At 60.2% G+C, this 23,533-nt stretch carries 20 protein-coding genes and 1 pseudogene; 13 read left to right on the top strand and 8 right to left on the bottom strand.

All coding sequences use genetic code 11. The features are described from left to right. Positions 1-328: 328 nt before the first annotated feature. The 3 genes from ACTJKS_RS17235 to ACTJKS_RS17225 form a co-directional block, all read right to left on the bottom strand. Positions 329-1,987, bottom strand: coding sequence for a cation acetate symporter (locus ACTJKS_RS17235; RefSeq protein WP_041072885.1), 1,659 nt, complete (start codon positions 1,985-1,987; stop codon positions 329-331). Next, positions 1,984-2,295 carry a DUF485 domain-containing protein gene (locus ACTJKS_RS17230; RefSeq protein ID WP_041072887.1) on the bottom strand — a complete coding sequence of 104 codons (312 nt, stop codon included), beginning with the start codon at positions 2,293-2,295 and terminating at the stop codon, positions 1,984-1,986. Before ACTJKS_RS17230 ends, ACTJKS_RS17235 begins: the two co-directional genes overlap by 4 nt. A 242-nt stretch (positions 2,296-2,537) precedes the next feature. Further along, positions 2,538-3,389, bottom strand: a complete 852-nt coding sequence (locus ACTJKS_RS17225) for a glycine betaine ABC transporter substrate-binding protein (protein ID WP_041072889.1) — start codon at positions 3,387-3,389, stop codon at positions 2,538-2,540. A gap of 301 nt (positions 3,390-3,690) precedes the next feature. Between ACTJKS_RS17225 and ACTJKS_RS17220 the strand changes: the two genes are divergently transcribed. After that, positions 3,691-5,286: a glycoside hydrolase family 17 protein gene (locus ACTJKS_RS17220; RefSeq protein ID WP_108182073.1), complete on the top strand. Its 1,596-nt coding sequence runs from the start codon at positions 3,691-3,693 to the stop codon at positions 5,284-5,286. Between the two features lie 93 nt (positions 5,287-5,379). Here the strand turns inward: ACTJKS_RS17220 and ACTJKS_RS17215 are convergent, their stop codons facing one another. After that, positions 5,380-5,748, bottom strand: coding sequence for a hypothetical protein (locus tag ACTJKS_RS17215; RefSeq protein WP_108182072.1), 369 nt, complete (start codon positions 5,746-5,748; stop codon positions 5,380-5,382). Positions 5,749-5,971: 223 nt separating this feature from the next. Between ACTJKS_RS17215 and ACTJKS_RS17210 the strand changes: the two genes are divergently transcribed. Together ACTJKS_RS17210 and ACTJKS_RS17205 are read left to right on the top strand one after the other, a co-directional pair. Then, positions 5,972-7,270, top strand: coding sequence for a serine/threonine protein kinase (locus ACTJKS_RS17210; protein WP_041072894.1), 1,299 nt, complete (start codon positions 5,972-5,974; stop codon positions 7,268-7,270). Next, on the top strand, positions 7,263-8,051 hold the full coding sequence (locus ACTJKS_RS17205) for an MlaA family lipoprotein (RefSeq protein ID WP_108182071.1): 789 nt from the start codon (positions 7,263-7,265) through the stop codon (positions 8,049-8,051). The genes ACTJKS_RS17210 and ACTJKS_RS17205 overlap by 8 nt, the downstream gene beginning before the upstream one ends. A gap of 173 nt (positions 8,052-8,224) precedes the next feature. Here ACTJKS_RS17205 and ACTJKS_RS17200 read toward each other — a convergent pair whose 3' ends face one another. Next, positions 8,225-9,139, bottom strand: coding sequence for a DUF808 domain-containing protein (locus ACTJKS_RS17200; protein ID WP_108182070.1), 915 nt, complete (start codon positions 9,137-9,139; stop codon positions 8,225-8,227). A gap of 134 nt (positions 9,140-9,273) precedes the next feature. Between ACTJKS_RS17200 and ACTJKS_RS17195 the strand changes: the two genes are divergently transcribed. Then, positions 9,274-9,879 carry a TetR/AcrR family transcriptional regulator gene (locus tag ACTJKS_RS17195; protein ID WP_007969638.1) on the top strand — a complete coding sequence of 202 codons (606 nt, stop codon included), beginning with the start codon at positions 9,274-9,276 and terminating at the stop codon, positions 9,877-9,879. A gap of 112 nt (positions 9,880-9,991) precedes the next feature. On the opposite strand, the gene ACTJKS_RS17190 is transcribed toward ACTJKS_RS17195, so the two are convergent. Continuing rightward, positions 9,992-10,450, bottom strand: a complete 459-nt coding sequence (locus ACTJKS_RS17190) for an REP-associated tyrosine transposase (protein ID WP_108182069.1) — start codon at positions 10,448-10,450, stop codon at positions 9,992-9,994. A gap of 212 nt (positions 10,451-10,662) precedes the next feature. Further along, the gene (locus tag ACTJKS_RS17185; protein ID WP_095667156.1) at positions 10,663-11,103 is read right to left on the bottom strand and encodes a GlcG/HbpS family heme-binding protein; all 441 of its coding nucleotides are present in this window, start codon (positions 11,101-11,103) and stop codon (positions 10,663-10,665) included. A gap of 269 nt (positions 11,104-11,372) precedes the next feature. On the opposite strand from ACTJKS_RS17185, the gene gcl reads away from it, so the two are divergent. From gcl to ACTJKS_RS17145, 8 genes are all read left to right on the top strand, one after another. Further along, positions 11,373-13,148 carry a glyoxylate carboligase gene (gene gcl, locus ACTJKS_RS17180; RefSeq protein WP_041072901.1) on the top strand — a complete coding sequence of 592 codons (1,776 nt, stop codon included), beginning with the start codon at positions 11,373-11,375 and terminating at the stop codon, positions 13,146-13,148. Between the two features lie 155 nt (positions 13,149-13,303). Further along, positions 13,304-14,086: a hydroxypyruvate isomerase gene (gene hyi, locus ACTJKS_RS17175; RefSeq protein WP_198760333.1), complete on the top strand. Its 783-nt coding sequence runs from the start codon at positions 13,304-13,306 to the stop codon at positions 14,084-14,086. 223 nt (positions 14,087-14,309) lie between these two features. Beyond that, the gene (locus ACTJKS_RS17170) at positions 14,310-15,203 is read left to right on the top strand and encodes a 2-hydroxy-3-oxopropionate reductase (RefSeq protein WP_003222962.1); all 894 of its coding nucleotides are present in this window, start codon (positions 14,310-14,312) and stop codon (positions 15,201-15,203) included. A 170-nt stretch (positions 15,204-15,373) separates the two neighbouring features. Then, positions 15,374-16,648: a glycerate kinase type-2 family protein gene (locus ACTJKS_RS17165; protein WP_108182067.1), complete on the top strand. Its 1,275-nt coding sequence runs from the start codon at positions 15,374-15,376 to the stop codon at positions 16,646-16,648. After that, entirely contained in the window at positions 16,645-18,060 is a 1,416-nt protein-coding gene (pyk, locus tag ACTJKS_RS17160) for a pyruvate kinase (RefSeq protein ID WP_108182066.1), read from the top strand. The genes ACTJKS_RS17165 and pyk overlap by 4 nt, the downstream gene beginning before the upstream one ends. Before the next feature lie 209 nt (positions 18,061-18,269). Beyond that, positions 18,270-19,184, top strand: coding sequence for an urea transporter (locus ACTJKS_RS17155; RefSeq protein ID WP_262948064.1), 915 nt, complete (start codon positions 18,270-18,272; stop codon positions 19,182-19,184). Between the two features lie 21 nt (positions 19,185-19,205). Beyond that, positions 19,206-20,030 (top strand): ion transporter, encoded by an 825-nt coding sequence (locus tag ACTJKS_RS17150; protein ID WP_440828902.1) that lies wholly within the window; start codon positions 19,206-19,208, stop codon positions 20,028-20,030. A 178-nt stretch (positions 20,031-20,208) separates the two neighbouring features. Next, positions 20,209-21,204, top strand: coding sequence for a sulfate ABC transporter substrate-binding protein (locus ACTJKS_RS17145; RefSeq protein ID WP_041072913.1), 996 nt, complete (start codon positions 20,209-20,211; stop codon positions 21,202-21,204). Positions 21,205-21,348: 144 nt separating this feature from the next. Here ACTJKS_RS17145 and ACTJKS_RS17140 read toward each other — a convergent pair. Further along, positions 21,349-21,969, bottom strand: a pseudogene (locus tag ACTJKS_RS17140) (DUF5666 domain-containing protein). Between the two features lie 243 nt (positions 21,970-22,212). Between ACTJKS_RS17140 and ACTJKS_RS17135 the strand changes: the two are divergent. Continuing rightward, on the top strand, positions 22,213-23,400 hold the full coding sequence (locus ACTJKS_RS17135) for an MFS transporter (RefSeq protein WP_047292599.1): 1,188 nt from the start codon (positions 22,213-22,215) through the stop codon (positions 23,398-23,400). The last annotated feature ends 133 nt before the right edge of the window (positions 23,401-23,533 follow it).

Below are 23,533 nucleotides of genomic sequence, written 5' to 3'. Positions count from 1 at the left end.
GGAGCGCAGCGACCGTTTGGCGCAGCCAAACACAGCGAGAGGAGGTGCAGCGAAGCAAACCGTAGGCGCTGCCCCCCGGATGAATCCCGGAGCGAAGGAACCCGAGCCCAAGCGAGGGCCGAACGTCAGGGTAAAGCCTTTTTGGTTACTTTTGAGGCGTTTGTCAAAAGTGACCCGCCGTAAGGGCGGAACCCTAGGAGGCCGTTACCGCAGCAACGGATATGTACCCCATCCCCCACAAAAAAACACAACCCGCTCGATAACCGCCCACAAAAAAATGCCCCGATCTCTCAACCAGGGCATTCCACTCAAACCATGTAACCAGATCTTAGTGCGAAACCGCCCCACTCGCCCCCAACCCCGTCTGCGAACGCACAAACTGCGGGAAGAACAGCGCCCGCTCGTTCTCGGCCGCCGCCGACTTGTCGGTGATCGAGAAGAACCAGATACCGATGAACGCAATGATCATCGAAAACAACGCCGGGTACTCGTAAGGGAAGATCGCCTTCTCATGATGCAGAATCTGCACCCAGATGGTCGGGCCGAGGATCATCAGACCCACCGCACTCACCAGCCCCAACCAGCCACCGACCATCGCGCCGCGGGTCGTCAGCTTCTTCCAGTACATCGAAAGCAACAGCACCGGGAAGTTGCAGCTCGCTGCAATCGAGAACGCCAGGCCGACCATGAACGCGATGTTCTGGCTTTCGAACAGGATGCCCAGACCAATCGCCAGCACACCCAGGGCGATGGTGGTGATCTTCGACACGCGAATCTCATCCTTGTCGTTGGCCTTGCCCTTCTTGATCACACTGGCATACAGGTCGTGCGACACCGCCGAAGCACCGGCCAGAGTCAGACCGGCCACCACCGCCAGAATGGTCGCGAACGCCACCGCCGAGATGAAGCCGAGGAAGATACTGCCACCCACTGCGTCAGCCAGGTGCACCGCCGCCATGTTGTTGCCGCCGAGCAGAGCGCCCGCTGCATCCTTGAAGGCCGGGTTGGTGCTGACCAGCAGGATCGCGCCGAAGCCGATGATGAAGGTCAGGATGTAGAAGTAGCCAATGAAGCCGGTGGCATACAGCACGCTCTTGCGCGCTTCTTTCGCGTCACTCACGGTGAAGAAGCGCATCAGGATGTGTGGCAGACCAGCGGTACCGAACATCAGGGCCAGACCGAGGGAGAACGCCGAAATCGGGTCTTTCACCAGGCCGCCCGGGCTCATGATCGCCTCACCTTTGGGGTGAACCTTGATCGCCTCGGAGAACAGCATGTTGAAGTCGAAGTTGACGTGCTTCATCACCATCAGCGCCATGAACGAAGCACCGGACAGCAACAGCACCGCCTTGATGATCTGCACCCAAGTGGTCGCCAGCATGCCGCCGAACAGCACGTAGAGGCACATCAGGATACCGACCAGAATCACCGCCACGTAGTAGTCGAGGCCGAACAGCAGCTGGATCAGCTTGCCGGCACCGACCATTTGCGCGATCAGGTAGAACGCCACCACCACCAGCGAACCGCAGGCAGACAGCGTGCGGATCTGGGTTTGCCCGAGGCGGTAGGACGCCACGTCGGCAAAGGTGTATTTACCCAGGTTACGCAGACGCTCGGCGATCAGGAACAGAATGATCGGCCAGCCCACCAGGAAGCCGATCGAGTAGATCAGGCCATCGTAGCCAGAGGTGAACACCAGCGCGGAAATCCCCAGGAAGGACGCCGCCGACATGTAGTCGCCGGCAATCGCCAGACCATTCTGGAAACCGGTGATCTTGCCGCCCGCCGCATAGTAGTCAGCGGCCGACTTGTTGCGCTTGGACGCCCAGTAGGTGATGCACAAGGTCGCACCGACGAACACCACGAACATGGCGATCGCGGAAACGTTGAGCGGTTGTTTGTGGACTTCGCCGGTCAAGGCGTCAGCGGCCCAGACGGCTGGAGCGAACGCTGCGATGCTCAAAAGAGCCAGTAGACGCCGGATCATTGCTGAGCCTCCTTGAGAATCGCATTGTTCAGGTCGTCAAACTCGCCATTGGCGCGTCGCACGTAGATACCGGTCAGGACGAAGGCCGAGACAATCAGCCCGACACCGATCGGAATGCCCCAGGTAATCGAAGACCCGGGGCTGAGTTTCGCTCCGAGCACTTGCGGCCCGTAAGCAATCAACAGAATGAATCCGGAATACAGCCCGAGCATGATCGCCGAGAGTATCCAGGCGAATTTTTCTCTTTTTCTCACCAGCTCCTTGAAGCGCGGGCTGTTTTGAATCGAGAGGTAAATGCTGTCGTTCATTGTTTTTATCCTCGCAGCACAGATTATTGTTGGAACGTATCCACTGTATGCGGCTGCGGAACGGCTTCCAGACGACCTTAGTATTAGAACGACATGACGTTTTCGCCAATTTTCAGCACACAAAAAAAACTGTGGGAGCGAGCCTGCTCGCGAAAGCGTCAGATCAGTCGAAATATGTATCAACTGACAGATCGCATTCGCGAGCAGGCTCGCTCCCACAGTGGGGTACGGCGGTGTTGCTTTTATTTGGTCCAGTCAGCCACGCGGTCCGGGTGCTTGGCGACCCAATCCTTGGCCGCCGCGTCAGGCTTGGCGCCGTCCTGGATGGCCAGCATGACTTCGCCGATCTCGTCTTTCGACGCCCACTGGAAGTTTTTCAGGAACTTGGCCACTTCCGGTGCCTTGGTAGCCAGTTCTTTGCTACCGATGCTGTTTACGGTTTCAGCCGCGCCATACACGCCTTTCGGGTCGTCAAGGAAGCGCAGTTTCCACTTGGCGAACATCCAGTGCGGCACCCAACCGGTGACGGCAATCGATTCGTTCTTCTTCTCGGCACGGGTCAGCTCGGCAATCATGCCGGCGCCAGAACTGGCCTTGAGGGTGTATTTGTCCAGGCCGTAATCCTTGATCGCCTGATCGGTCTTGAGCATCACGCCCGAGCCGGCGTCGATGCCGACGATGCGGTTCTTGAAGCTGTCATCGGTCTTGAGGTCTTCGATCGATTTCGCCTTGACGTACTCCGGCACAATCAGGCCGATTTTCGCATCCTTGAAGTTCGGGCCGTAATCGACGACCAGATCCTTGTTCTTCGTCCAGTATTCGCCATGGGTCACCGGCAACCAGGCCGATAGCATCGCATCGAGTTTGCCGGTGGCCACGCCCTGCCACATGATCCCGGTGGCGACGGCTTGCAGCTTCACGTCGTAGCCGAGTTTCTGCTTGATCACCTCGGCCGCCACGTGGGTGGTCGCGACGCTGTCGGACCAGCCGTCAACGTAACCGATGTTCAGGGTCTGTTTTTCAGCGCTGGCGAATGTGGAACTCATCGCAAGCACCAGAGCGGCACCTGCGCCTAAAAGTCGTCGCATCTTCATCGTTTACTTCCCCGAAATGCTGCGCCCGACGGATGCCGGGCATCGTCAACGTATTGTTATGGTGCACAGCGCCCCCATCACGCCTGACCGTAAACTCGTCCGAACATCAGTCGTCTTTTCTATAAGGGTACTGACGCTTTCGATCATCGGCCTGACGCCAAACGCGACCTGCTCTGTCAGCGACCTCAATACACCGAGAAACGACATCAGAAGGCCATTAATCACCTCTGAATAATTGGCGCCAGACAATCCGCCCGAACTTTGCATGTGCAAATCATGCAGGCCACCAACCCGCGGATAAATGCAGGTAACATGCGTCGCTTTGCAGCCACTCGGCCTGACCATGTCCGCGACCTCCCGCTTCCCGCTTGTTCCTTATCTCTTTGCCTGCCTGCTCGGCCTGTTGGCCCTCGGTGGCTTCTGGTACGGCCTCGGCAAACCGGTGATTCTGCCGGATGCCGCGACCCCGACGCACAAATTGCAATGCGCCTCCTACACGCCGTTCGACAAGGATCAGTCGCCGTTCGACGTGCCGTTCAAACTGCGCCCGGAACGCATGGACGCCGACCTCGCCCTGCTGGCGACGCGCTTCGAATGCATCCGCACCTACTCAATGACCGGCCTCGAAGCCCTGCCGGAACTGGCGCGCAAGCACGGTTTGAAGCTGATGATCGGCGCCTGGGTCAACAGCAACCCGGTGGACACTGAAAAGGAAGTCGACCTGCTGATTGCCTCGGCCAACGCCAACCCGGATGTGGTCAGCGCGGTGATCGTCGGCAACGAAGCGCTGCTGCGCAAGGAAGTCACCGGCGCGCAACTGGCGAAGCTGATCAACAAGGTCAAAAGCCAGGTCAAGCAACCGGTCACCTATGCCGATGTCTGGGAGTTCTGGCTCAAGCACCCGGAAGTCGCGCCGGCGGTGGATTTCCTGACCATTCACTTGCTGCCGTACTGGGAAGATGATCCGTCGAACATCGACGTCGCCCTGCAACATGTGGCGGACGTACGCCAGGTGTTCGGCAACAAATTCGCGCCCAAAGACGTGATGATCGGCGAGACCGGCTGGCCCAGCGAGGGTCGTCAGCGCGAAACCGCCCTGCCGAGCCGGGTCAACGAGGCCAAGTTCATTCGTGGTTTTGTCGCGATGGCCGAGAAGGAAGGCTGGCATTACAACTTGATCGAAGCGTTCGACCAGCCATGGAAGCGTGGCAGCGAAGGTGCAGTCGGCGGTTACTGGGGCCTGTTCGATGCCGATCGCCAGGACAAGGGCGTGCTCGCCGGGCCGGTGACCAATGTGCCCTACTGGAAGGCATGGCTGGGCGTCGGCGGCCTGATTTTCCTCGGCACACTGCTGCTCGGCGGCCGGGTGCGCACCACCCGATCGGCATTGATCCTGCCGCTGCTCGGTGCGCTGGTCGCCTGCTCGATCGGCGCCTGGGGCGATCTGGCGCGAGTGACCACACGGTTTGCCAGCGAATGGCTGTGGGTCGGCTTGCTGACCGTATTGAATCTGTTGGTGCTGGCACATGCCGCGCTGAGCCTGAGCGCCCGCCAGGGTTGGCGTGAACGCGCGTTCAGTCTGCTGGAACGCCGCGCCGGATGGCTGGTTGCCGTGGCCGGTTTTGCAGCAGCGGTGATGATGCTGGAGATGGTCTTCGATGCGCGTTATCGCAGCTTCGCCAGCATGGCGTTCATTCTGCCGGCGCTGGTGTATGTGTGCCGCCCGGTCAACGTGCCGCGTCGGGAAATCGCCCTGCTGACCTTTATCATCGGCGCCGGCATTGCGCCGCAGCTGTATGAAGAAGGCTTGTTGAATCAGCAGGCGTGGGGCTGGGCGCTGGTCAGCGGGTTAATGGTGGCGGCGTTGTGGCGCTGTCTGCGGGTTCGCAGTCGCTGATTAGCAGCAAGATCAAAAGATCGCAGCCTTCGGCAGCTCCTACAGGGTTCACTGCCCCTTGTAGGAGCTGCCGAAGGCTGCGATCTTTTTCTGTCAGGCGCTGCGGGATGCCCGGACCAGCCGCAATCCGGCAATCACCACCGCGAACACCGCCAGCGTCGTGTTGTACAACGCCAGCGCCGGCAACCCGAACACCAGCGCCAGCACCGCCAGCCACCACCCTGCCCGCCCCGGCAGCACAAAACCCAGCGACGCCGCACCCAGCGCGGTCCAGCCCAATACCTTGAAGTGAATCATCAGCCCCAGATTCGAGCGCACCGTGCATTCCCAGCGGCTCGCCTCATCGACGCAGATGCCGACCCACTGCCCATCCTCCATGAAGCCATAACGCGCGCCATAACTGGCGGCCAGCCACAGCGGCAACAGCACGAGCAACAGAATCACGGGCAAGCGGCGGGACATGAATCTCTCCAATCAACGAAATCGGCGGCCAGCTTAATCTGCCCGCACGCATTGGCAAGCACTAACAACTGTTAACTGGTCATCCGCGCCTTGCAACGTGTATCGTCCAGCTACTATTACTCCGAATTCTGCCTGTTTGGTGCCGAGGCATGGCACTTTGGCGCAAGCCCGGTGGTCATAGCCTGCGAACTTCATTCGGCACCTTCCTTTAAGGGATCCAGTCATGCTCCGTTCCTTGCGCTTCGCCGCGCTGTTCAGCGGCCTTATTCTGAGTGCGTCCGCACTGGCGGTGGATATCGATGCCGCCAGTTATGGCTATCCCCTGACCAACCCGTTCGAGGCGACCATCGCCACCACGCCACCGGACCTGCGTCCGGAATTGCCGTCGAACGACGAGATCAATCAGTCCGACCACAGCATCACCCTGCGCCCGGAACGGGCCTTCATCCTCCCGGACAACTTCTGGCCGGTGAAAAAACTCACCTACCGTATCGCCGAGCAGGACAAACCGGCGCCGCTGATCTTCCTGATCGCCGGCACCGGTGCTCGTTATGACAGTTCGCTCAATGAATACCTGAAAAAGCTTTATTACAAGGCCGGCTACAACGTCGTGCAGTTGTCGTCGCCCACCAGCTTCGACTTCATCAGCGCCGCTTCACGCTTCGCCACCCCGGGCATCACCAAGGAAGACGCCGAAGACATGTACCGGGTGATGCAAGCCGTGCGCGCGCAACATCCCAAACTGCCGGTCACCGAGTACTACCTCAGCGGCTACAGCCTTGGCGCGCTGGATGCCGCGTTTGTCGCGCACCTGGACGAGACCCGACGCAGTTTCAACTTCAAGAAAGTCCTGCTGCTCAACCCGCCGGTCAACCTCTACACGTCCATCAGCAACCTCGACAAGCTGGTGCAGACCGAGGTGAAGGGCATCAACAACAGCACCACTTTCTATGAACTGGTGCTGAACAAGCTGACCCGCTACTTCCAGCAGAAAGGCTACATCGACCTCAACGACGCCCTGCTCTACGACTTCCAGCAGTCCAAGCAGCACCTGACCAACGAACAGATGGCGATGCTGATCGGCACCTCGTTCCGTTTCTCGGCCGCCGACATTGCCTTCACCTCCGACCTGATCAACCGTCGTGGCCTGATCACCCCGCCGAAATTCCCGATCACCGAAGGCACCAGCCTCACGCCGTTTCTCAAGCGTGCGCTGCAATGCGACTTCGACTGCTACCTGACCGAACAGGTGATCCCGATGTGGCGCGCCCGTACCGACGGCGGCAGCCTGCTGCAACTGATCGACCAGGTCAGCCTGTACGCACTCAAGGATTACCTGCACGACAGCCCGAAAATCGCCGTCATGCACAACGCTGACGACGTGATTCTCGGCCCTGGCGACCTCGGTTTCCTGCGCAAGACCTTCGGCGATCGCCTGACTGTTTACCCACTGGGCGGCCATTGCGGCAACCTTAACTACCGCGTCAACAGCGACGCCATGCTGGAGTTCTTCCGTGGCTAAATATCTCCTGCTGATTGCAGCGCTCCTCGGTGCAGGCGTGGCCCAGGCCGACAACAGCAAAGCCAACGCGCCAGTGGTGGTCGACAGCGACGGCTTCAAGGAGCCGCTGTCCAAACTCAAGTTCAACCCGGGGCTGGACCAGCGTGAGTTCGAACGCTCGACACTCAACGCGCTCAACGTCTATGACCCGCTGGAGTCGTGGAACCGCCGCGTCTACCACTTCAACTACCGCTTCGACCAATGGGTGTTTCTGCCGGTGGTCGACGGTTATCGCTACGTGACGCCGAGCTTCCTGCGCACCGGAGTGAGCAACTTCTTCAACAACCTCGGCGACGTGCCAAACCTGGTCAACAGCCTGCTGCAGTTCAAGGGCAAGCGTTCGATGGAAACCACCGCGCGCCTGTTGCTCAACACCACCATCGGCATTGCCGGCCTGTGGGACCCGGCGACCGCCATGGGTCTGCCGCGCCAGAGCGAAGACTTCGGTCAGACCCTGGGTTTCTACGGCGTACCGGGCGGCGCCTACTTCGTCTTGCCGATTCTCGGCCCGTCGAACATCCGCGACACCGCCGGCCTGGCCGTGGACTACACCGCCGAATCGGCGATCAACTACCTGAACGTTTCTGAAGTCAGCTCCAACCACCCGGAAATCTGGGCCTTGCGCGCCGTCGACAAGCGCTACCAGACCAACTTCCGCTACGGCCAGATGAACTCGCCGTTCGAGTACGAGAAAGTGCGCTACGTCTACACCGAGTCGCGCAAGCTGCAGATTGCCGAGTAACTTCAGCGGCAACGAAAAAGGGCCATTCGATGCGAGTCGAATGGCCCTTTTTCATGGATCACTGAAATCCAATGTGGGAGCGAGCCTGCTCGCGAATGCGGTGAATCAGACCCGAAAGGGGTGATTGACTCGACGCCTTCGCGAGCAGGCTCGCTCCCACAGGGGTGATGTGTTTATCCCTTGATCGCGCGCCAGATTTTGCCGACGACCGACACCACCGCCAGCACTGCCGCGCCCGCGATAATCCCCGCTACGCCATTGAGCAACACAGGCACGGCAAACCCGGCACTGCCAGCCGCTGCACCGACACTTTCAATCCAGTGATGCACCACCGGAATACCGTGGGTGAGGATGCCGCCACCGACCAGGAACATCGCCGCCGTGCCGATCACCGACAGGCCTTTCATCATGTACGGCGCGGCGCGCAGGATCGCGTTGCCAATGTTTTTTGCTGCTGCACCCGATTTCCGGGTCAGCCACAGGCCCAGGTCGTCGAGCTTGACGATGCCGGCCACCAGACCATAAACGCCCACGGTCATGACGATGGCGATGCCCGACATCACGATCACTTGCTGAGTCAGCGAAGCGTCGGCCACGGTGCCGAGGGTGATGGCGATGATTTCCGCCGAGAGGATAAAGTCGGTGCGGATTGCGCCTTTGATCTTGTCCTTCTCGTAGGCCACCAGATCGGTGGTCGGCTCGGCCACCGCCGCGCTCAGTTGCGCGTGGTTGGCATCATCTTCGGCCTTGCTGTGCAGGAACTTGTGCGCGAGTTTCTCGAAACCTTCAAAACACAGGTACGCGCCGCCGACCATCAACAGCGGCGTCACCAGCCACGGCACAAATGCGCTGATCGCCAGCGCCGACGGCACCAGAATCAGTTTGTTGACGAACGAGCCCTTGGCCACTGCCCAGACCACGGGAATTTCCCGCTCGGCGCGAACTCCGGAGACTTGCTGGGCATTGAGCGCCAGATCATCGCCGAGTACCCCGGCGGTCTTCTTCGCGGCCATTTTGCTCATCAACGCCACGTCATCCAGAACGGTGGCAATATCGTCGATCAGCACCAGCAAACTGCTTCCTGCCATGAATCGTGTTTCCTTATGTGAATAATGCCGCGCAGCATACCGCGACTGCGGGCCACACGGGGCATTCTTGAGCCATGCGCGAGGCCGGTGCTACCATGCGCAACCGCCAGAACAGGCAAGGAACCACCGGGTTTATGAGCACAATCCGCGAGCGCAACAAAGAACTGATCCTGCGTGCCGCCAGTGAGGAATTTGCCGACAAGGGCTTCGCTGCGACCAAAACCAGCGACATCGCCGCCAAGGCAGGATTGCCCAAGCCCAACGTCTACTACTACTTCAAGTCCAAGGAAAACCTCTACCGCGAGGTCCTGGAAAGCATCATCGTGCCGATCCTGCAGGCCTCGACCCCGTTCAACCCGGACGGCGTGCCGAGCGAAGTGCTCAGCGGCTACATCCGCTCGAAGATCCGCATCTCCCGCGACCTGCCCTTCGCCTCCAAAGTGTTCGCCAGCGAAATCATGCACGGCGCCCCGCACCTGAGCGCCGACCTGGTCGAGCAGCTCAACAGCCAGGCCAAACACAACATCGACTGCATCCAGAGCTGGATCGACCGCGGCCAGATCGCCCCGATCGACCCCAACCACCTGATGTTCAGCATCTGGGCCGCGACCCAGACCTACGCCGACTTCGACTGGCAGATTTCTGCAGTTACCGGCAAGGACAAGCTGGACGAGGCGGATTACGAGGCGGCGGCGCAGACGATTATTCGGCTGGTGCTGAAAGGGTGTGAGCCGGACTGATAGACCGCGGTGACCGCTTCGCGAGCAGGCTCGCTTCCACAGGGATTTGTGAACGCCGCAGATCCAATGTGGGAACGAGCTTGCTCGCGAATGGAGCGACCAGGTTTGACTGTCAGACCCAAATCGCATCCCACAGCGGATAGTCGCCAAGCTTCTGCACTAAACCTGCCCGCAATGGGTTGGCGACGATGTACCGAGCCAACTTCACCAGATCTTCTTCTCTGCGCAATGCACGATCATGAAAGCCAGATTGCCAAAGACGGGTCTTTCGACCCGTCGAGAGATTTACGGATTTGGTGCTGAGGGATTTTGTACGCTGCATCAACTCGCTGAGCGAACCACGCTTCAATTCGATTAGCCAATGAAAATGATCTGGCATGACGACCCAGGCCAACGAGTTGGCAAACCCCATTTCGTCTGCGATGCGAAATTGGCTGACGACCAATCGACCCAGTGCAAAGTCGCCGAAAACAGGCTGCCTTCCCGTCGTATTGGCAGTCAGTAAGTAGATGCGGTTTTGTTCGGAGTAGCGACCAATGCGCAAACGATTTGAAGCAGATAGATCCAGCATTCCCTTGCCTTTTCATGTCCTGATTATGAAAAGGCTAGTTCAGTGAATTTCCGCGCAAGCGTCAGACTTTTAGCAAGATGTGTACGGAAGATCGCCTTCGCGAGCAGGCTCGCTCCCACAGGGGACTGGGGTACTCAGACATTTTGTGTCTAGACACAAATCCAATGTGGGAGCGAGCCTGCTCGCGAAGGCGGTTAATCAGCCGCTAAAGATCAAGCCGCCACCCCCGCATCCGCCCGCAAATCCAGCGCCTCCACCGCTTTGATCGCGACCTGCTCATCAATATCCGACAGATCGCCGCTAATCCCGATCGCCCCCAGCACATTCCCCGCCTGATCACGTATCAAGACCCCGCCCGGGGCCGGGACGACGCTGCCCTGGCCCATGCTGTTGAGCGCGGCGATGAACGCCGGGCGTTGTTGGGCGTCCAGCGCCAGCAGGCGTGAGCCTTTGCCCAGGGCGATGGCGCCCCAGGCTTTGCCGATGGCGATGTTCGGGCGCAGCAGGCTGGCGCCGTCTTCGCGTTGCAGGGTGATCAGGTGGCCGCCGGTGTCGAGTACCGCGATGGTCAGCGGCGCGGCATTGATCCCGCGCCCGGTAGTGATGGCCTGTTCGACCAGGTTGACTGCGACTTTCAAGGTTAAAGCGCTCATGGTGCCGTCCTCATTTTGTTATTGGGAAAGTCGTGGAGCTGCGCGGTTGTGCCGCAGCCCGATGCCACAAATAGAACACAATGAATTATTTTTTTGTATACAATAATTCTCGAAAAGCGCCACATGCGACGAAAAGCCACAGCAGAACCGGGCTTCCGACGAATGAAACAGGCGCTTGAGAAAATGGATTGACCTGCGCCGTCCGCCGTGAATACACTCTGCGCAAAGCCACTTGTATACAATTACAAAACGTAAAGAGGCACAAAACCATGAGCAAAATGAGAGCAATCGAAGCCGCCGTTCTGGTGATGCGCCGTGAAGGGGTTGATACCGCTTTTGGCATTCCGGGTGCAGCGATCAACCCGCTGTACTCCGCACTGAAAAAAGTCGGTGGCATCGATCACGTCCTCGCTCGCCACGTCGAAGGCGCGTCGCACATGGCCGAGGGGTACACCCGCACCAAGGCCGGCAACATCGGCGTGTGCATCGGTACGTCCGGCCCGGCCGGCACCGACATGGTCACCGGGCTCTACAGCGCCTCGGCCGACTCGATCCCGATCCTTTGCATCACCGGCCAGGCACCCCGCGCCCGTATGCACAAGGAAGACTTCCAGGCGGTCGATATCACCAGCATCGTCAAGCCTGTCACCAAGTGGGCGACTACCGTTCTGGAGCCGGGCCAGGTGCCTTACGCGTTCCAGAAAGCCTTCTACGAAATGCGCTCCGGTCGCCCAGGCCCGGTGCTGATCGACCTGCCGTTCGACGTGCAGATGGCTGAAATCGAATTCGACATCGACGCCTACCAGCCACTGCCGCTGGCCAAACCGACCGCGAGCCGCGTTCAGGTCGAAAAGGCGCTGGCGCTGCTGGATCAGGCCGAGCGTCCATTGCTGGTGGCCGGTGGCGGCATCATCAACGCCGACGCCAGCGATTTGCTGGTGGAGTTCGCCGAGCTGACCGGTATTCCGGTGATCCCGACCCTGATGGGCTGGGGCACCATTCCGGACGATCACCCGTTGATGGTCGGCATGGTCGGTCTGCAGACGTCGCACCGTTACGGCAACGCCACGATGCTCAAATCCGATGTGGTGCTGGGCATCGGTAACCGTTGGGCCAACCGTCACACCGGTTCGGTCGACGTCTACACCGAAGGTCGCAAGTTCATTCACGTCGACATCGAAGGCACGCAGATCGGCCGCGTGTTCACCCCGGACCTGGGCATCGTTTCCGACGCCGCTGCGGCGCTGACCGTGTTCATCGAAGTCGCCCGCGAATGGCAAGCCGCCGGCAAGCTGAAAAACCGCAGTGCCTGGCTGCAGGATTGCCAGCAGCGCAAGGCCAGCCTGCAGCGCAAAACCCACTTCGACAACGTGCCGGTCAAGCCGCAACGCGTTTACGAAGAAATGAACCAGGTGTTCGGCAAAGACACCTGCTACGTCAGCACCATTGGTCTGTCGCAGATTGCCGGCGCGCAGTTCCTGCACGTCTACAAGCCGCGTCACTGGATCAACTGCGGTCAGGCCGGGCCGTTGGGCTGGACCATTCCGGCAGCGCTGGGCGTGGTCAAGGCCGATCCGAACCGTAAAGTCGTGGCCCTGTCGGGGGACTATGACTTCCAGTTCATGATCGAGGAGCTGGCGGTCGGCGCTCAGTTCAAACTGCCTTACATCCACGTCGTGGTGAACAACTCGTATCTGGGCCTGATCCGTCAGGCACAGCGCGGGTTCGAAATGGACTACTGCGTGCAGCTGTCCTTCGATAACCTGAACGCGCCGGAACTCAACGGTTACGGTGTCGACCACGTCGCCGTCGCCGAAGGCCTGGGCTGCAAGGCACTGCGTGTGTTCGAACCGGCGGACATCGCCCCTGCCCTGCGCAAGGCCGAAGAGCTGATCGAAGAGTTCAAAGTGCCGGTGATCGTCGAAATCATCCTGGAGCGTGTGACCAACATCTCCATGGGGACCGAGATCAACGCCGTCAACGAATTCGAAGACCTGGCGCTGGTCGGCAACGACGCGCCAACGGCGATTTCGCTGCTCGACTGATCTGCCGGGATTTGATGGCCGCGGTTACTCCCCTGTAGGAGCTGCCGCAGGCTGCGATCTTTTGATCTTGTTTTTCAGGATCAAGATCAAAAGATCGCAGCCTGCGGCAGCTCCTACACAAAGCCATCATCATTAATTCGCAACAGGAGACCACCATGCCGCGTTTCGCAGCCAACCTGTCAATGCTGTTCACCGAACAGGATTTCCTTGCCCGTTTCGACGCCGCCGCCAAGGCCGGTTTCAGTGGCGTGGAATACCTGTTCCCGTACGACTTCAGCTCTGCCGAAATCAAGGCAAAGCTCGAGGCCAACGGGCTGACCCAAGTGCTGTTCAACCTGCCGGCCGGTGACTGGGCCAAGGGCGAGCGCGGTATCGCCTGCCTGCCGGATCGCGTTGAAGAGTTCCGGGCCGGGGTCGATCTGGCGATTGCCTACGCGCAAGTGCTGGGCAACACCCAGGTCAACTGCCTGGCCGGTATCCGCCCGCAAGGCGTCGACGATGCCACTGTGGAAAAGACCTTCGTCGCCAACCTCAAGTACGCCGCCGACAAGCTGCAGGCGGCGGGTATCAAACTGGTGATGGAAGCGATCAACACCCGCGACATCCCGGGTTTCTACCTGAACAACACGGCGCAAGCCCTGTCGATTCGCGAGCAGGTCGGCAGCGCCAATCTGTTCCTGCAATACGACATCTATCACATGCAAATCATGGAAGGCGATCTGGCCCGCACCCTGCAATCGCACCTGGCCGAGATCAACCACGTGCAGCTCGCGGACAACCCAGGGCGCAACGAGCCGGGCACTGGCGAGATCAACTACCGCTTCCTGTTCGAACACCTGGATCGGATTGGTTATCAGGGTTGGGTCGGCTGCGAGTACAAGCCGCTGACTACCACTGAAGCCGGTCTGGGCTGGCTGAAGTCGCACAACGCGATCTGAGTCCGTGTTTTCAACATGGATCTGTATTTGAAACCAGATCCCCTGTGGTGAGGGGATTTATCCCCGACCGGCTGCGCAGCAGCCGTAAAACCTGCAACCGGGATTGGAACTGATTCGCGCTAAAAGCTGGGGCAGCTTCGCTGCCCATCGGGGATGAATCCCCTCGCCACAAAAGCTCACCAACCCGGTGTTGGGAGCCACACAAAAACAAGAGGATTTTCTCATGGCAAAAATCGGATTTATCGGCACCGGCATCATGGGCCACCCAATGGCTTCGAACCTGCAGAAAGCCGGTCACAGCCTGTTCCTGTCGGCGCACCACGACGCCGCTCCAGCCGATCTGGTCGCCGCTGGCGCCGTCGCCCTGGCCAACCCGCGCGAAGTGGCGCAGGAAGCCGAATTCATCATCGTCATGGTGCCGGACACCCCGCAGGTCGATGACGTGCTGTTCCGCGCCGACGGCGTCGCTGCCGGCATCGGCAAAGGCAAAGTGGTGATCGACATGAGCTCGATCTCGCCGACCGCCACCAAAGCCTTCGCCAAGAAGATCAACGAGAAAGGCGCGCAATACCTCGACGCCCCGGTATCCGGTGGTGAAGTCGGCGCCAAGGCTGCGACCCTGAGCATCATGGTCGGTGGCGACGCCGATGCCTTCGAACGTGCCCTGCCGCTGTTTCAGGCCATGGGCAAGAACATCACTCTGGTCGGTGGCAACGGCGACGGTCAGACCGCCAAAGTGGCGAACCAGATCATCGTCGCGCTGAACATTCAGGCCGTGGCTGAAGCCCTGCTGTTCGCTTCGAAAAACGGTGCTGATCCGGCCAAGGTGCGTGAAGCGCTGATGGGCGGTTTCGCTTCGTCGAAGATCCTCGAAGTGCACGGCGAGCGCATGATCAAAGGCACCTTCGATCCGGGCTTCCGTATCAGCCTGCACCAGAAGGACCTGAACCTGGCCCTGCAAGGTGCCAAGGAACTGAACATCAACCTGCCGAACACCGCCAACGCCCAGCAAGTGTTCAGCACCTGCGCAGCCATCGGTGGCAGCAACTGGGACCACTCGGCGCTGATCAAGGGCCTGGAACACATGGCCAACTTCTCGATTCGCGACAAGAAGTAATCTGCGCTTCTGGCTCGCTCCCTGTGGGAGCGGGCTTGCCCGCGATGGCATCGACTCGGTCTGCCTGAATGACCGCGGCGCCTGAATCGCTGGCAAGCCAGCTCCCACAAGGATCGCGTCGCTGCACCGTTGTCGTTCCATCCCAATAACAAGAATTCCGGGAGCCCGCCATGTCGGTCGATCCGCAACAACTGCTGCGTGAGCTGTTTGCCACAGCCATCGACGCGGCCCATCCGAACCAGGTCCTCGAAGCCCATCTGCCTGCCGATCGCACGGGTCGGGTGATCGTCATCGGCGCCGGCAAAGCCGCCGCTGCCATGGCACAAGTGGTCGAGCGCAGCTGGCAGGGAGAAGTCTCGGGCCTGGTAGTGACCCGTTACGGTCACGGCGCCCCGTGCGAAAAAATCGAAGTGGTCGAAGCCGCGCACCCGGTACCGGACGCTGCCGGCCTGGCCGTGGCCAAACGCGTGCTGGAACTGGTCAGCAATCTGACTGAAGACGACCGCGTGATCTTCCTGCTGTCCGGTGGCGGCTCTGCCCTGCTCGCCCTGCCGGCTGAAGGCATCACCCTGGCGGACAAGCAGTCGATCAACAAAGCCCTGCTCAAATCCGGCGCGACCATCGGCGAAATGAACTGCGTGCGCAAGCACCTCTCGGCGATCAAGGGCGGCCGCCTCGGTAAGGCCTGCTGGCCTGCCACTGTGTATACCTACGCGATTTCCGATGTGCCGGGCGACCTCGCCACGGTCATCGCCTCCGGCCCGACCGTGGCCGACCCGAGCACTTCCGCCGAAGCGCTGGCGATCCTCAAACGCTACGGCATTGAAGTCCCGGCCTCGGTGCGCAACTGGCTGCAAAGCCCGGAATCGGAAACCGTCAAACCCGGCGATCCAAGCCTGGCCCGCAGTCATTTCCAGTTGATCGCGCGCCCGCAGCAATCGCTGGATGCAGCGGCGGTGAAATGCCGTCAGGCCGGTTTCAGCACGCTGATCCTCGGCGACCTCGAAGGTGAGTCCCGCGAAGTGGCGAAGGTCCACGCCGGCATTGCCCGACAGATCATCAACCATGGGCAGCCACTGGCTGCGCCTTGCGTGATTCTCTCCGGTGGTGAAACCACGGTGACCGTGCGCGGCAATGGCCGTGGCGGGCGCAACGCCGAATTTCTCCTCAGCCTCACTGACAGCCTCAAGGGCCAGCCCGGCGTCTACGCGCTGGCCGGTGACACCGACGGCATCGACGGCTCGGAAGACAACGCCGGCGCAATCATGACCCCGGACAGCTACGCCCGCGCCGCCGCCCTCGGATTGAGCGCCAGCGACGAGCTGGATAACAACAACGGTTACGGCTACTTCGAGGCGCTCGATGCGCTGATCGTCACCGAGCCGACCCGCACCAACGTCAACGACTTCCGCGCCATCCTGATCCTTGAGAACTGCAAATCATGACGCCTGATAAAAAGGTCAAAATCCTCGCCACCCTCGGACCTGCCGTCGATGGCATCGAAGACATCCGTGAGCTGGTCGAGGCCGGGGTCAACATCTTCCGCCTGAACTTCAGCCACGGCGATCACGCCGACCACGCCAAGCGCTATCAGTGGATCCGCGAGGTCGAGCGCCAGCTCAACTATCCGCTGGGGATCCTGATGGACTTGCAGGGGCCGAAACTGCGCGTCGGCAAGTTCGCCGACGGCAAGGTGCAGCTGCATCGCGGTCAGGCCTTCCGCCTCGATCTGGACGCCACACCCGGTGATGAGCGCCGGGTGAACCTGCCGCACCCGGAGATCATCGCCGCGCTCGAAGCGGGTATGGATCTGCTGCTGGATGACGGCAAACTGCGCCTGCGCGTGGTCAGCAAATACTCCGACGCGATCGACACTACCGTGCTCAATGGCGGCGAACTGTCGGACCGCAAAGGCGTGAACGTGCCGCAAGCGGTGCTCGACCTCAGCCCACTGACGGCCAAGGATCGCCGCGACCTGAGCTTCGGCCTGGAGCTGGGGGTGGACTGGGTGGCGCTGTCGTTTGTGCAACGCCCGCAAGACATTCTCGAAGCCCGCGAGCTGATCGGTGACAAGGCCTTTCTGATGGCGAAAATCGAGAAGCCGTCAGCGGTTGAGCAACTGCGCGAAATCGCCCAGTTGAGCGACGCGATCATGGTCGCTCGCGGCGACCTCGGCGTGGAAGTCCCTGCCGAAAGCGTGCCGCAGATCCAGAAAAACATCATCAGCACCTGCCGCGAACTGGGTAAACCGGTGGTGGTGGCGACGCAGATGCTCGAATCGATGCGTTTCTCCCCGGCCCCGACCCGCGCCGAAGTCACTGATGTGGCGAATGCTGTGGCTGAAGGCGCGGATGCGGTGATGCTGTCGGCCGAAACCGCCTCCGGTGAATACCCGCTGGAAGCCGTGCAGATGATGAGCAAGATCATTCGCCAGGTGGAAAACGGTCCGGACTATCAGACTCAACTCGACGTCAGCCGACCGAAAGCCGAGGCAACGGTGTCCGATGCGATCAGTTGCGCGATCCGCCGCATCAGCAACGTGCTGCCGGTGGCGGTGCTGGTCAACTACAGCGAATCGGGCGCTTCGACGTTGCGCGCAGCACGGGAACGACCGAAAGCGCCGATCCTCAACCTGACGCCGAACCTGCAGACCGCGCGGCGTTTGAGCGTGGCGTGGGGGATTCATTCGGTGGTCAACGATCGCCTGCGTCAGGTCGATGAAGTGTGTTCGACGGCGCTGGAAATCGCCCAGGCGCAAGGCATGGCCGAGCGCGGCGATACGTTGCTGATCACCGCCGGTGTGCCGTTCGGGCAGCCGGGATCGACCAACTCGCTGCGGATCGAAACGCTGATCTGACCCATATTTTTGATGTGAATACAAAACCTGTGGTGAGGGGATTCATCCCCGATTGACTGCGCAGCAGTCACCGCTTTCAAGAGAGTGACGGTTTTCACAGAAAAACCGCATTCACCGATTTGGGGCTGCTTCGCAGCCATCGGGGATAAATCCCCTCACCACAGGTAAGCAAGACCTTTTGATTGTCCCACTGCCCAGATTTATTCAACATGCCTGCCAATCATTTCAACACCCACTGCCCCGACTGGGCCGAGGCTTTGCTCAACGGTTTCAGTCAGATATTCCTCCAGCGCCATCCGCTGTGCGGCCTGTTGTGCCTGCTGGCGATCCTGCTCACTGCGCCGGTGCTGTTTGCCGGCGCGCTGCTCGGTGCCGTTGCTGGATTGCTCACCGCACAGCGACGTAACTATGCCAAAGCGGATCGTCAGGCCGGATTGTTCAGTTACAACGGCGTGCTGCTTGGCTTGGTGCTCAGCCTGTATTTCCCGTGGTCGCCGATGCTGCCGCCGCTGATTCTGGCGGCCGGTGGCCTCAGTGCGATGGTCACTCAGCAATGGCTCAAATACGTGTACCGCAGCCGATCGATACCGGCCTACACCTCACCGTTTGTAGCAATGAGCTGGGTGTTACTGTTGTTCGCCGAACCGTCTGCGCCGATGACACACATCGAGATGACCTCGCTGAACCTGCTCGCCGCTGAACTGCGTGGACTGGGTCAGGTGATGTTCCTCGGTCATCCGCTGGCCGGCGCGTTGATCGGCATCGGTCTGTTGATCGCTGATCGCCGGGCGTTCTGCTGGGCAGTGCTGGCGTCGGCCATCGGTCTCGCCTCCAGCCTGCTACACCACGAAACCGCTGCAGCGTTGCTGGGACTGGGCAGTTACAACGCGGTGCTCGCCGCCCTCGCCTTCAGTTCACAGCGTCAACAACCGTGGCTGCCGCTGCTGGGCATCGTCCTTGCGCTGCTGGTCACGCCGCTGTTCGCCGCCCTTGGTCTGGCGACGCTGACCGCGCCGTTCATCCTCGCCGGCTGGCTGATCCGCGCCGGGATCCAGATGCTCGGTAAAGCGGCCGTCGACGCCACGCCTTGCGCACAGGGGGACAATCAACCTAGGCTGCGCTGATCTTCAATTCAGGCGTTATCCATGGACAGCAGCAACAGTTGGCGTGAACGGCTTTACGTGATGATTTTCCAGAGCGACACCCTCGCCGGGCGGCGCTTTGACGGCACCCTGCTGTTGATCATCCTCGCCAGCCTGGTGGTGGTGATGCTTGACAGCATCGACAGCATTCACCAGAACTACGCCGATGTGCTGGCCTACATCGAGTGGGGTTTCACGGTCATTTTTCTCGGTGAATACATCCTGCGCCTGTATTGCTCACCGAAGCCGTTGCGCTACGCCTTCAGTTTCTACGGACTGGTGGATCTGCTGGCGATCGTGCCGGGGATCCTCGCGCTGTATTACAGCGATGCGCAGTACCTGCTGATCATCCGGATCATTCGGATGCTGCGGATCTTCCGCGTACTCAAGCTCAGCCCGTACCTCAAGCAAGCCAACTATTTGATGTCGGCGCTGCGCGGCAGCAAGCAGAAGATCGTGGTGTTCCTGGTCAGCGTCTGCACGCTGGTGACGGTGTTCGGCACCCTGATGTACGTGATAGAAGGCCCGGGACACGGCTTCACCAGCATCCCCAAAGGCATCTATTGGGCTATCGTGACGTTGACCACGGTAGGCTTCGGCGACATCGTGCCCAAGACTCCGCTGGGCCAGGTGATTTCCTCGCTGGTGATGATCACCGGTTACTCGATCATCGCCGTGCCCACCGGGATCTTCACCGCAGAACTGGCCAACGCCATGCGCGGCGAACAGCTGCAACACGACTGCCCGGTGTGCAAGAAAAGCAGCCATGAACACAGCGCGGCGTTTTGCTCGCGGTGTGGCAGTCAGCTGTTTAAGAAAGTGGAATAAGCACAGAGCTTTTTAATCTTTAAACGACTATGCGTGCCCCGTTATAGTCAGTGGCAATTAAACATCACCCCCTGTAGGAGCTGCCGCAGGCTGCGATCTTTTGATCTTGATTCTCTAAAAACAGAATCAAAAGATTGCAGCCAGCAGCTCCTACACAAAACAAAACAAGGAATGCGCAGTGAAAAAACTCTTTGGCGCCTCACTTCTCGCCGCCGGTCTTGCCTTTGGCAGCGTGGCTCAAGCCGCACCGACCCTGCTCAACGTCTCCTATGACGTGATGCGCGATTTCTACAAGGACTACAACACTGCGTTCCAAAAACACTGGCAGGCCGAGCACAACGAAAACATCACCGTGCAAATGTCCTTCGGCGGTTCGAGCAAGCAGGCGCGCTCGGTGATCGATGGCCTGCCGGCTGACGTCATCACCATGAACATGGCAACCGACATCAACGCCCTCGCCGACAACGGCAAACTGGTGCCGGACAACTGGGTCACTCGCCTGCCGAACAACAGCGCGCCGTTCACCTCGGCCACCGTGTTCATCGTCCGTAAAGGCAACCCGAAAGCCCTGAAAGACTGGCCGGACCTGCTCAAGGACGGCGTGCAGGTGATCGTGCCGAACCCGAAAACTTCGGGCAACGGTCGCTACACCTACCTCTCGGCCTGGGGCTACGTGCTGAAGAATGGTGGTGACGAGAACAAGGCCAAAGACTTCGTCGGTAAACTGTTCAAGCAAGCGCCAGTGCTCGACACCGGTGGCCGCGCCGCGACCACCACGTTCATGACCAACCAGATCGGCGACGTGCTGGTGACCTTCGAGAACGAAGCCGAAATGATCGCTCGCGAGTTTGGTCGCGATCAGTTCGAAGTGATCTACCCAAGCGTCTCCGCCGAAGCCGAACCACCGGTGTCAGTGGTCGACAAAGTGGTCGACAAGAAAGGCACCCGCGCCGCCGCCGATGAATACCTGAAATACCTGTGGTCGCCGGAAGGTCAGGAAATCGCCGCCGCCAACTACCTGCGTCCACGGGACCCGGCGGTGCTGGCGAAGTACACCGATCGTTTCCCGAAAGTCGACTTCCTGTCGGTTGAGAAGACCTTCGGCGACTGGCGTTCGGTGCAGAAGACCCACTTCAATGATGGCGGGATCTTTGATCAGATCTACAGCCAGTAAGATTTGGCGGACATGAAAAAGGCGACCTCAACAGGTCGCCTTTTTTGTGGCGAACCCCTGTAGGAGCTGCCGAAGGCTGCGATCTTTTGACTTTGATTTTAAAAACCAAGATCAAAAGATCGCAGCCTTCGACAGCTCCTACAGTTACATCGGCGGCGTGACGCCGTCCTTGCCAGCGGAAATCGATTGGGCGGTCAGCGTGCCGTCCGCGTCTTGCGTGACGAACGTCACGATCTTCACCCCAACCTTGAGCAAACTCCGATCCCCTGGCATCAGGTTGACGATCGGCACATCCTCCGGCACCAGAATCTTCTGCTGCCCGCCCTTTTAGTTGACGGTCAGCACCCGGCCATTGCTCACCACCAGATCACCGACGCTGCCATTGGTCATGCTGCTGCCCTTGGCCAGGTCGAACGGCCGATGGCCGTCGCCGCTGCCGGCCAGTTCCGGCGGGAATACGTGCACTTCCAGCGCCTTGAGCGTGCCGTCCTCCTGCGGCATGGCCGCCGAGCCGATGTAGCTGCCGGGCTTGATGTCCTCGATATTGGCCAGGGTGACGGCGCGCACTTTGGTGTCAGCGGTCAATTGAATCACCACGTTCTCGCCGCTGTTGACGTGGACTTTCAACGAGTCAGCGCTGACTCCGGTGATCTCGCCGCGTACGCCGATCCGCATTCCCGGGGCATCCGCAGCCTGTACTGCGCTGGCGCCAAGCAGACCGATCAGGACAATCGTGGTGGTGTGACGCAGCAGCCGACGCAACATGGCAATCCTCCGTTGGTAAACAGTTGAACAGCAGCGGTAAACATAAGCACGCTATCGAAGAAGATGTAAGTGAATGTATCATCGACGCTCTCCGGCCGGACGCAAGGTTCGCCGATGGACGACACCGCGCTTGAAGCCAATCATTCCGCAACGGAATAACTGATATCGATACAAGGCTTCTACCGCCACGTCGGTGCGTCCCTTAGCCTCACCGCATTCCCTTTCGCTGGATCGAGAAACCTTATGAACGCTACAACTCACGCAATGACCCGAGGCATGGTGCTGCTGTTCGCCTTCTGCTGCGGTGCCATCGTCGCCAACATCTACTACGCGCAACCGATCATTGGTCTGATCGCACCGGACATCGGCCTCTCCGACACCATGGCCAGCTTCATCGTCTCGCTCACACAGATCGGTTATGCGCTGGGTCTGTTTTTCCTGGTGCCGCTGGGCGACCTGCTGGAAAACCGCCGACTGATGATCATCACCACCGTAGTGGCCATTGCCAGCCTGCTCGGCGCGGCGTTCACCAGTCAGCCGAATGTGTTCTTGCTGATCTCGCTGCTGGTGGGTTTCAGTTCGGTGTCGGTGCAGATCCTGATTCCGCTGGCCGCGCATCTGGCGCCGGAAGAATCCCGGGGTCGGGTGGTCGGCGGGATCATGGGTGGCTTGCTGTTGGGCATTCTGCTGGCCCGACCGGTTTCGAGCGTGGTGGCTGACCATTTCGGCTGGCGCGCGATGTTCATGATTGCTGCGGCGTTGATGGCAGCGATCAGCGTGGTGCTGGCGCTGACCGTGCCCAAGCGTCAACCGGATCACAGTGCCACATACGGCCAACTGATTGGCTCATTGTGGACATTGCTGCGCCAGCAACCGGTACTGCGTCAGCGCGCGTTTTATCAGGGCTGCATGTTCGCCACCTTCAGCCTGTTCTGGACCGCCGTGCCACTGGAACTGGCGCGCAACCATGGCCTGTCGCAGAGCGAGATCGCGATCTTCGCCCTGGTCGGCGCCATCGGTGCCATCGCCGCGCCGATCAGCGGACGCCTGGCGGACGCCGGCCACACCCGCATCGCCTCGCTGCTGGCCATGCTGTTCGCCAGCCTGAGCTTCCTGCCCGCCTTCATCCACCCGGCCTACAGCGTCATCGGCCTGGCCGTGACCGGCGTGGTACTGGATTTCTGCGTGCAGATGAACATGGTCCTCGGCCAACGTGCGGTCTATTCGCTGGACGCCAAAAGCCGTGGTCGCCTGAATGCGCTGTACATGACCAGCATCTTCATCGGCGGCGCCTTCGGCTCGTCGGTCGCCAGTGCGGTATATGAGCATGGCGGCTGGTTGTGGATCGTGATTGTCGGCAGCGCGTTCCCGCTGCTGGCGCTGGTGCGGTTTTTGAGTGCTTCGCAACGTGGTTCTTTGGCAACCGCTTAAGTCATCAGCAGCTCGCTCGGCAAAAACCGAGTACTAAAGACACAACGTCCCCCTGTGGGAGCGAGCTTGCTCGCGAAGGCGCCGGATCAGTNAACCCATCCGCTGGATGTCAGACCGTATTCGCGAGCAAGCT

The organism is Pseudomonas sp. 22189 (assembly GCF_052045635.1).
Lineage (GTDB): Bacteria > Pseudomonadota > Gammaproteobacteria > Pseudomonadales > Pseudomonadaceae > Aquipseudomonas > Aquipseudomonas parakoreensis.
The sequence above is the reverse complement of the archived record's forward strand: the minus strand, read 5'-3'. Positions and strand labels throughout refer to the sequence as shown.

Excerpts from the sequence above, each read along its gene's own strand:
- pyk (WP_108182066.1), top strand. The coding sequence starts at position 16,645 with ATGACGCCTGATAAAAAGGTCAAAATCCTCGCCACCCTCGGACCTGCC.
- ACTJKS_RS17225 (WP_041072889.1), bottom strand. The coding sequence starts at position 3,389 with ATGAAGATGCGACGACTTTTAGGCGCAGGTGCCGCTCTGGTGCTTGCG.
- ACTJKS_RS17230 (WP_041072887.1), bottom strand. The coding sequence starts at position 2,295 with ATGAACGACAGCATTTACCTCTCGATTCAAAACAGCCCGCGCTTCAAG.
- ACTJKS_RS17135 (WP_047292599.1), top strand. The coding sequence starts at position 22,213 with ATGAACGCTACAACTCACGCAATGACCCGAGGCATGGTGCTGCTGTTC.
- ACTJKS_RS17195 (WP_007969638.1), top strand. The coding sequence starts at position 9,274 with ATGAGCACAATCCGCGAGCGCAACAAAGAACTGATCCTGCGTGCCGCC.
- ACTJKS_RS17170 (WP_003222962.1), top strand. The coding sequence starts at position 14,310 with ATGGCAAAAATCGGATTTATCGGCACCGGCATCATGGGCCACCCAATG.
- ACTJKS_RS17190 (WP_108182069.1), bottom strand. The coding sequence starts at position 10,450 with ATGCTGGATCTATCTGCTTCAAATCGTTTGCGCATTGGTCGCTACTCC.
- ACTJKS_RS17215 (WP_108182072.1), bottom strand. The coding sequence starts at position 5,748 with ATGTCCCGCCGCTTGCCCGTGATTCTGTTGCTCGTGCTGTTGCCGCTG.
- ACTJKS_RS17150 (WP_440828902.1), top strand. The coding sequence starts at position 19,206 with ATGGACAGCAGCAACAGTTGGCGTGAACGGCTTTACGTGATGATTTTC.
- ACTJKS_RS17155 (WP_262948064.1), top strand. The coding sequence starts at position 18,270 with ATGCCTGCCAATCATTTCAACACCCACTGCCCCGACTGGGCCGAGGCT.
- ACTJKS_RS17185 (WP_095667156.1), bottom strand. The coding sequence starts at position 11,103 with ATGAGCGCTTTAACCTTGAAAGTCGCAGTCAACCTGGTCGAACAGGCC.
- ACTJKS_RS17210 (WP_041072894.1), top strand. The coding sequence starts at position 5,972 with ATGCTCCGTTCCTTGCGCTTCGCCGCGCTGTTCAGCGGCCTTATTCTG.
- ACTJKS_RS17220 (WP_108182073.1), top strand. The coding sequence starts at position 3,691 with ATGCAGGTAACATGCGTCGCTTTGCAGCCACTCGGCCTGACCATGTCC.
- ACTJKS_RS17200 (WP_108182070.1), bottom strand. The coding sequence starts at position 9,139 with ATGGCAGGAAGCAGTTTGCTGGTGCTGATCGACGATATTGCCACCGTT.
- ACTJKS_RS17165 (WP_108182067.1), top strand. The coding sequence starts at position 15,374 with ATGTCGGTCGATCCGCAACAACTGCTGCGTGAGCTGTTTGCCACAGCC.
- hyi (WP_198760333.1), top strand. The coding sequence starts at position 13,304 with ATGCCGCGTTTCGCAGCCAACCTGTCAATGCTGTTCACCGAACAGGAT.
- ACTJKS_RS17235 (WP_041072885.1), bottom strand. The coding sequence starts at position 1,987 with ATGATCCGGCGTCTACTGGCTCTTTTGAGCATCGCAGCGTTCGCTCCA.
- gcl (WP_041072901.1), top strand. The coding sequence starts at position 11,373 with ATGAGCAAAATGAGAGCAATCGAAGCCGCCGTTCTGGTGATGCGCCGT.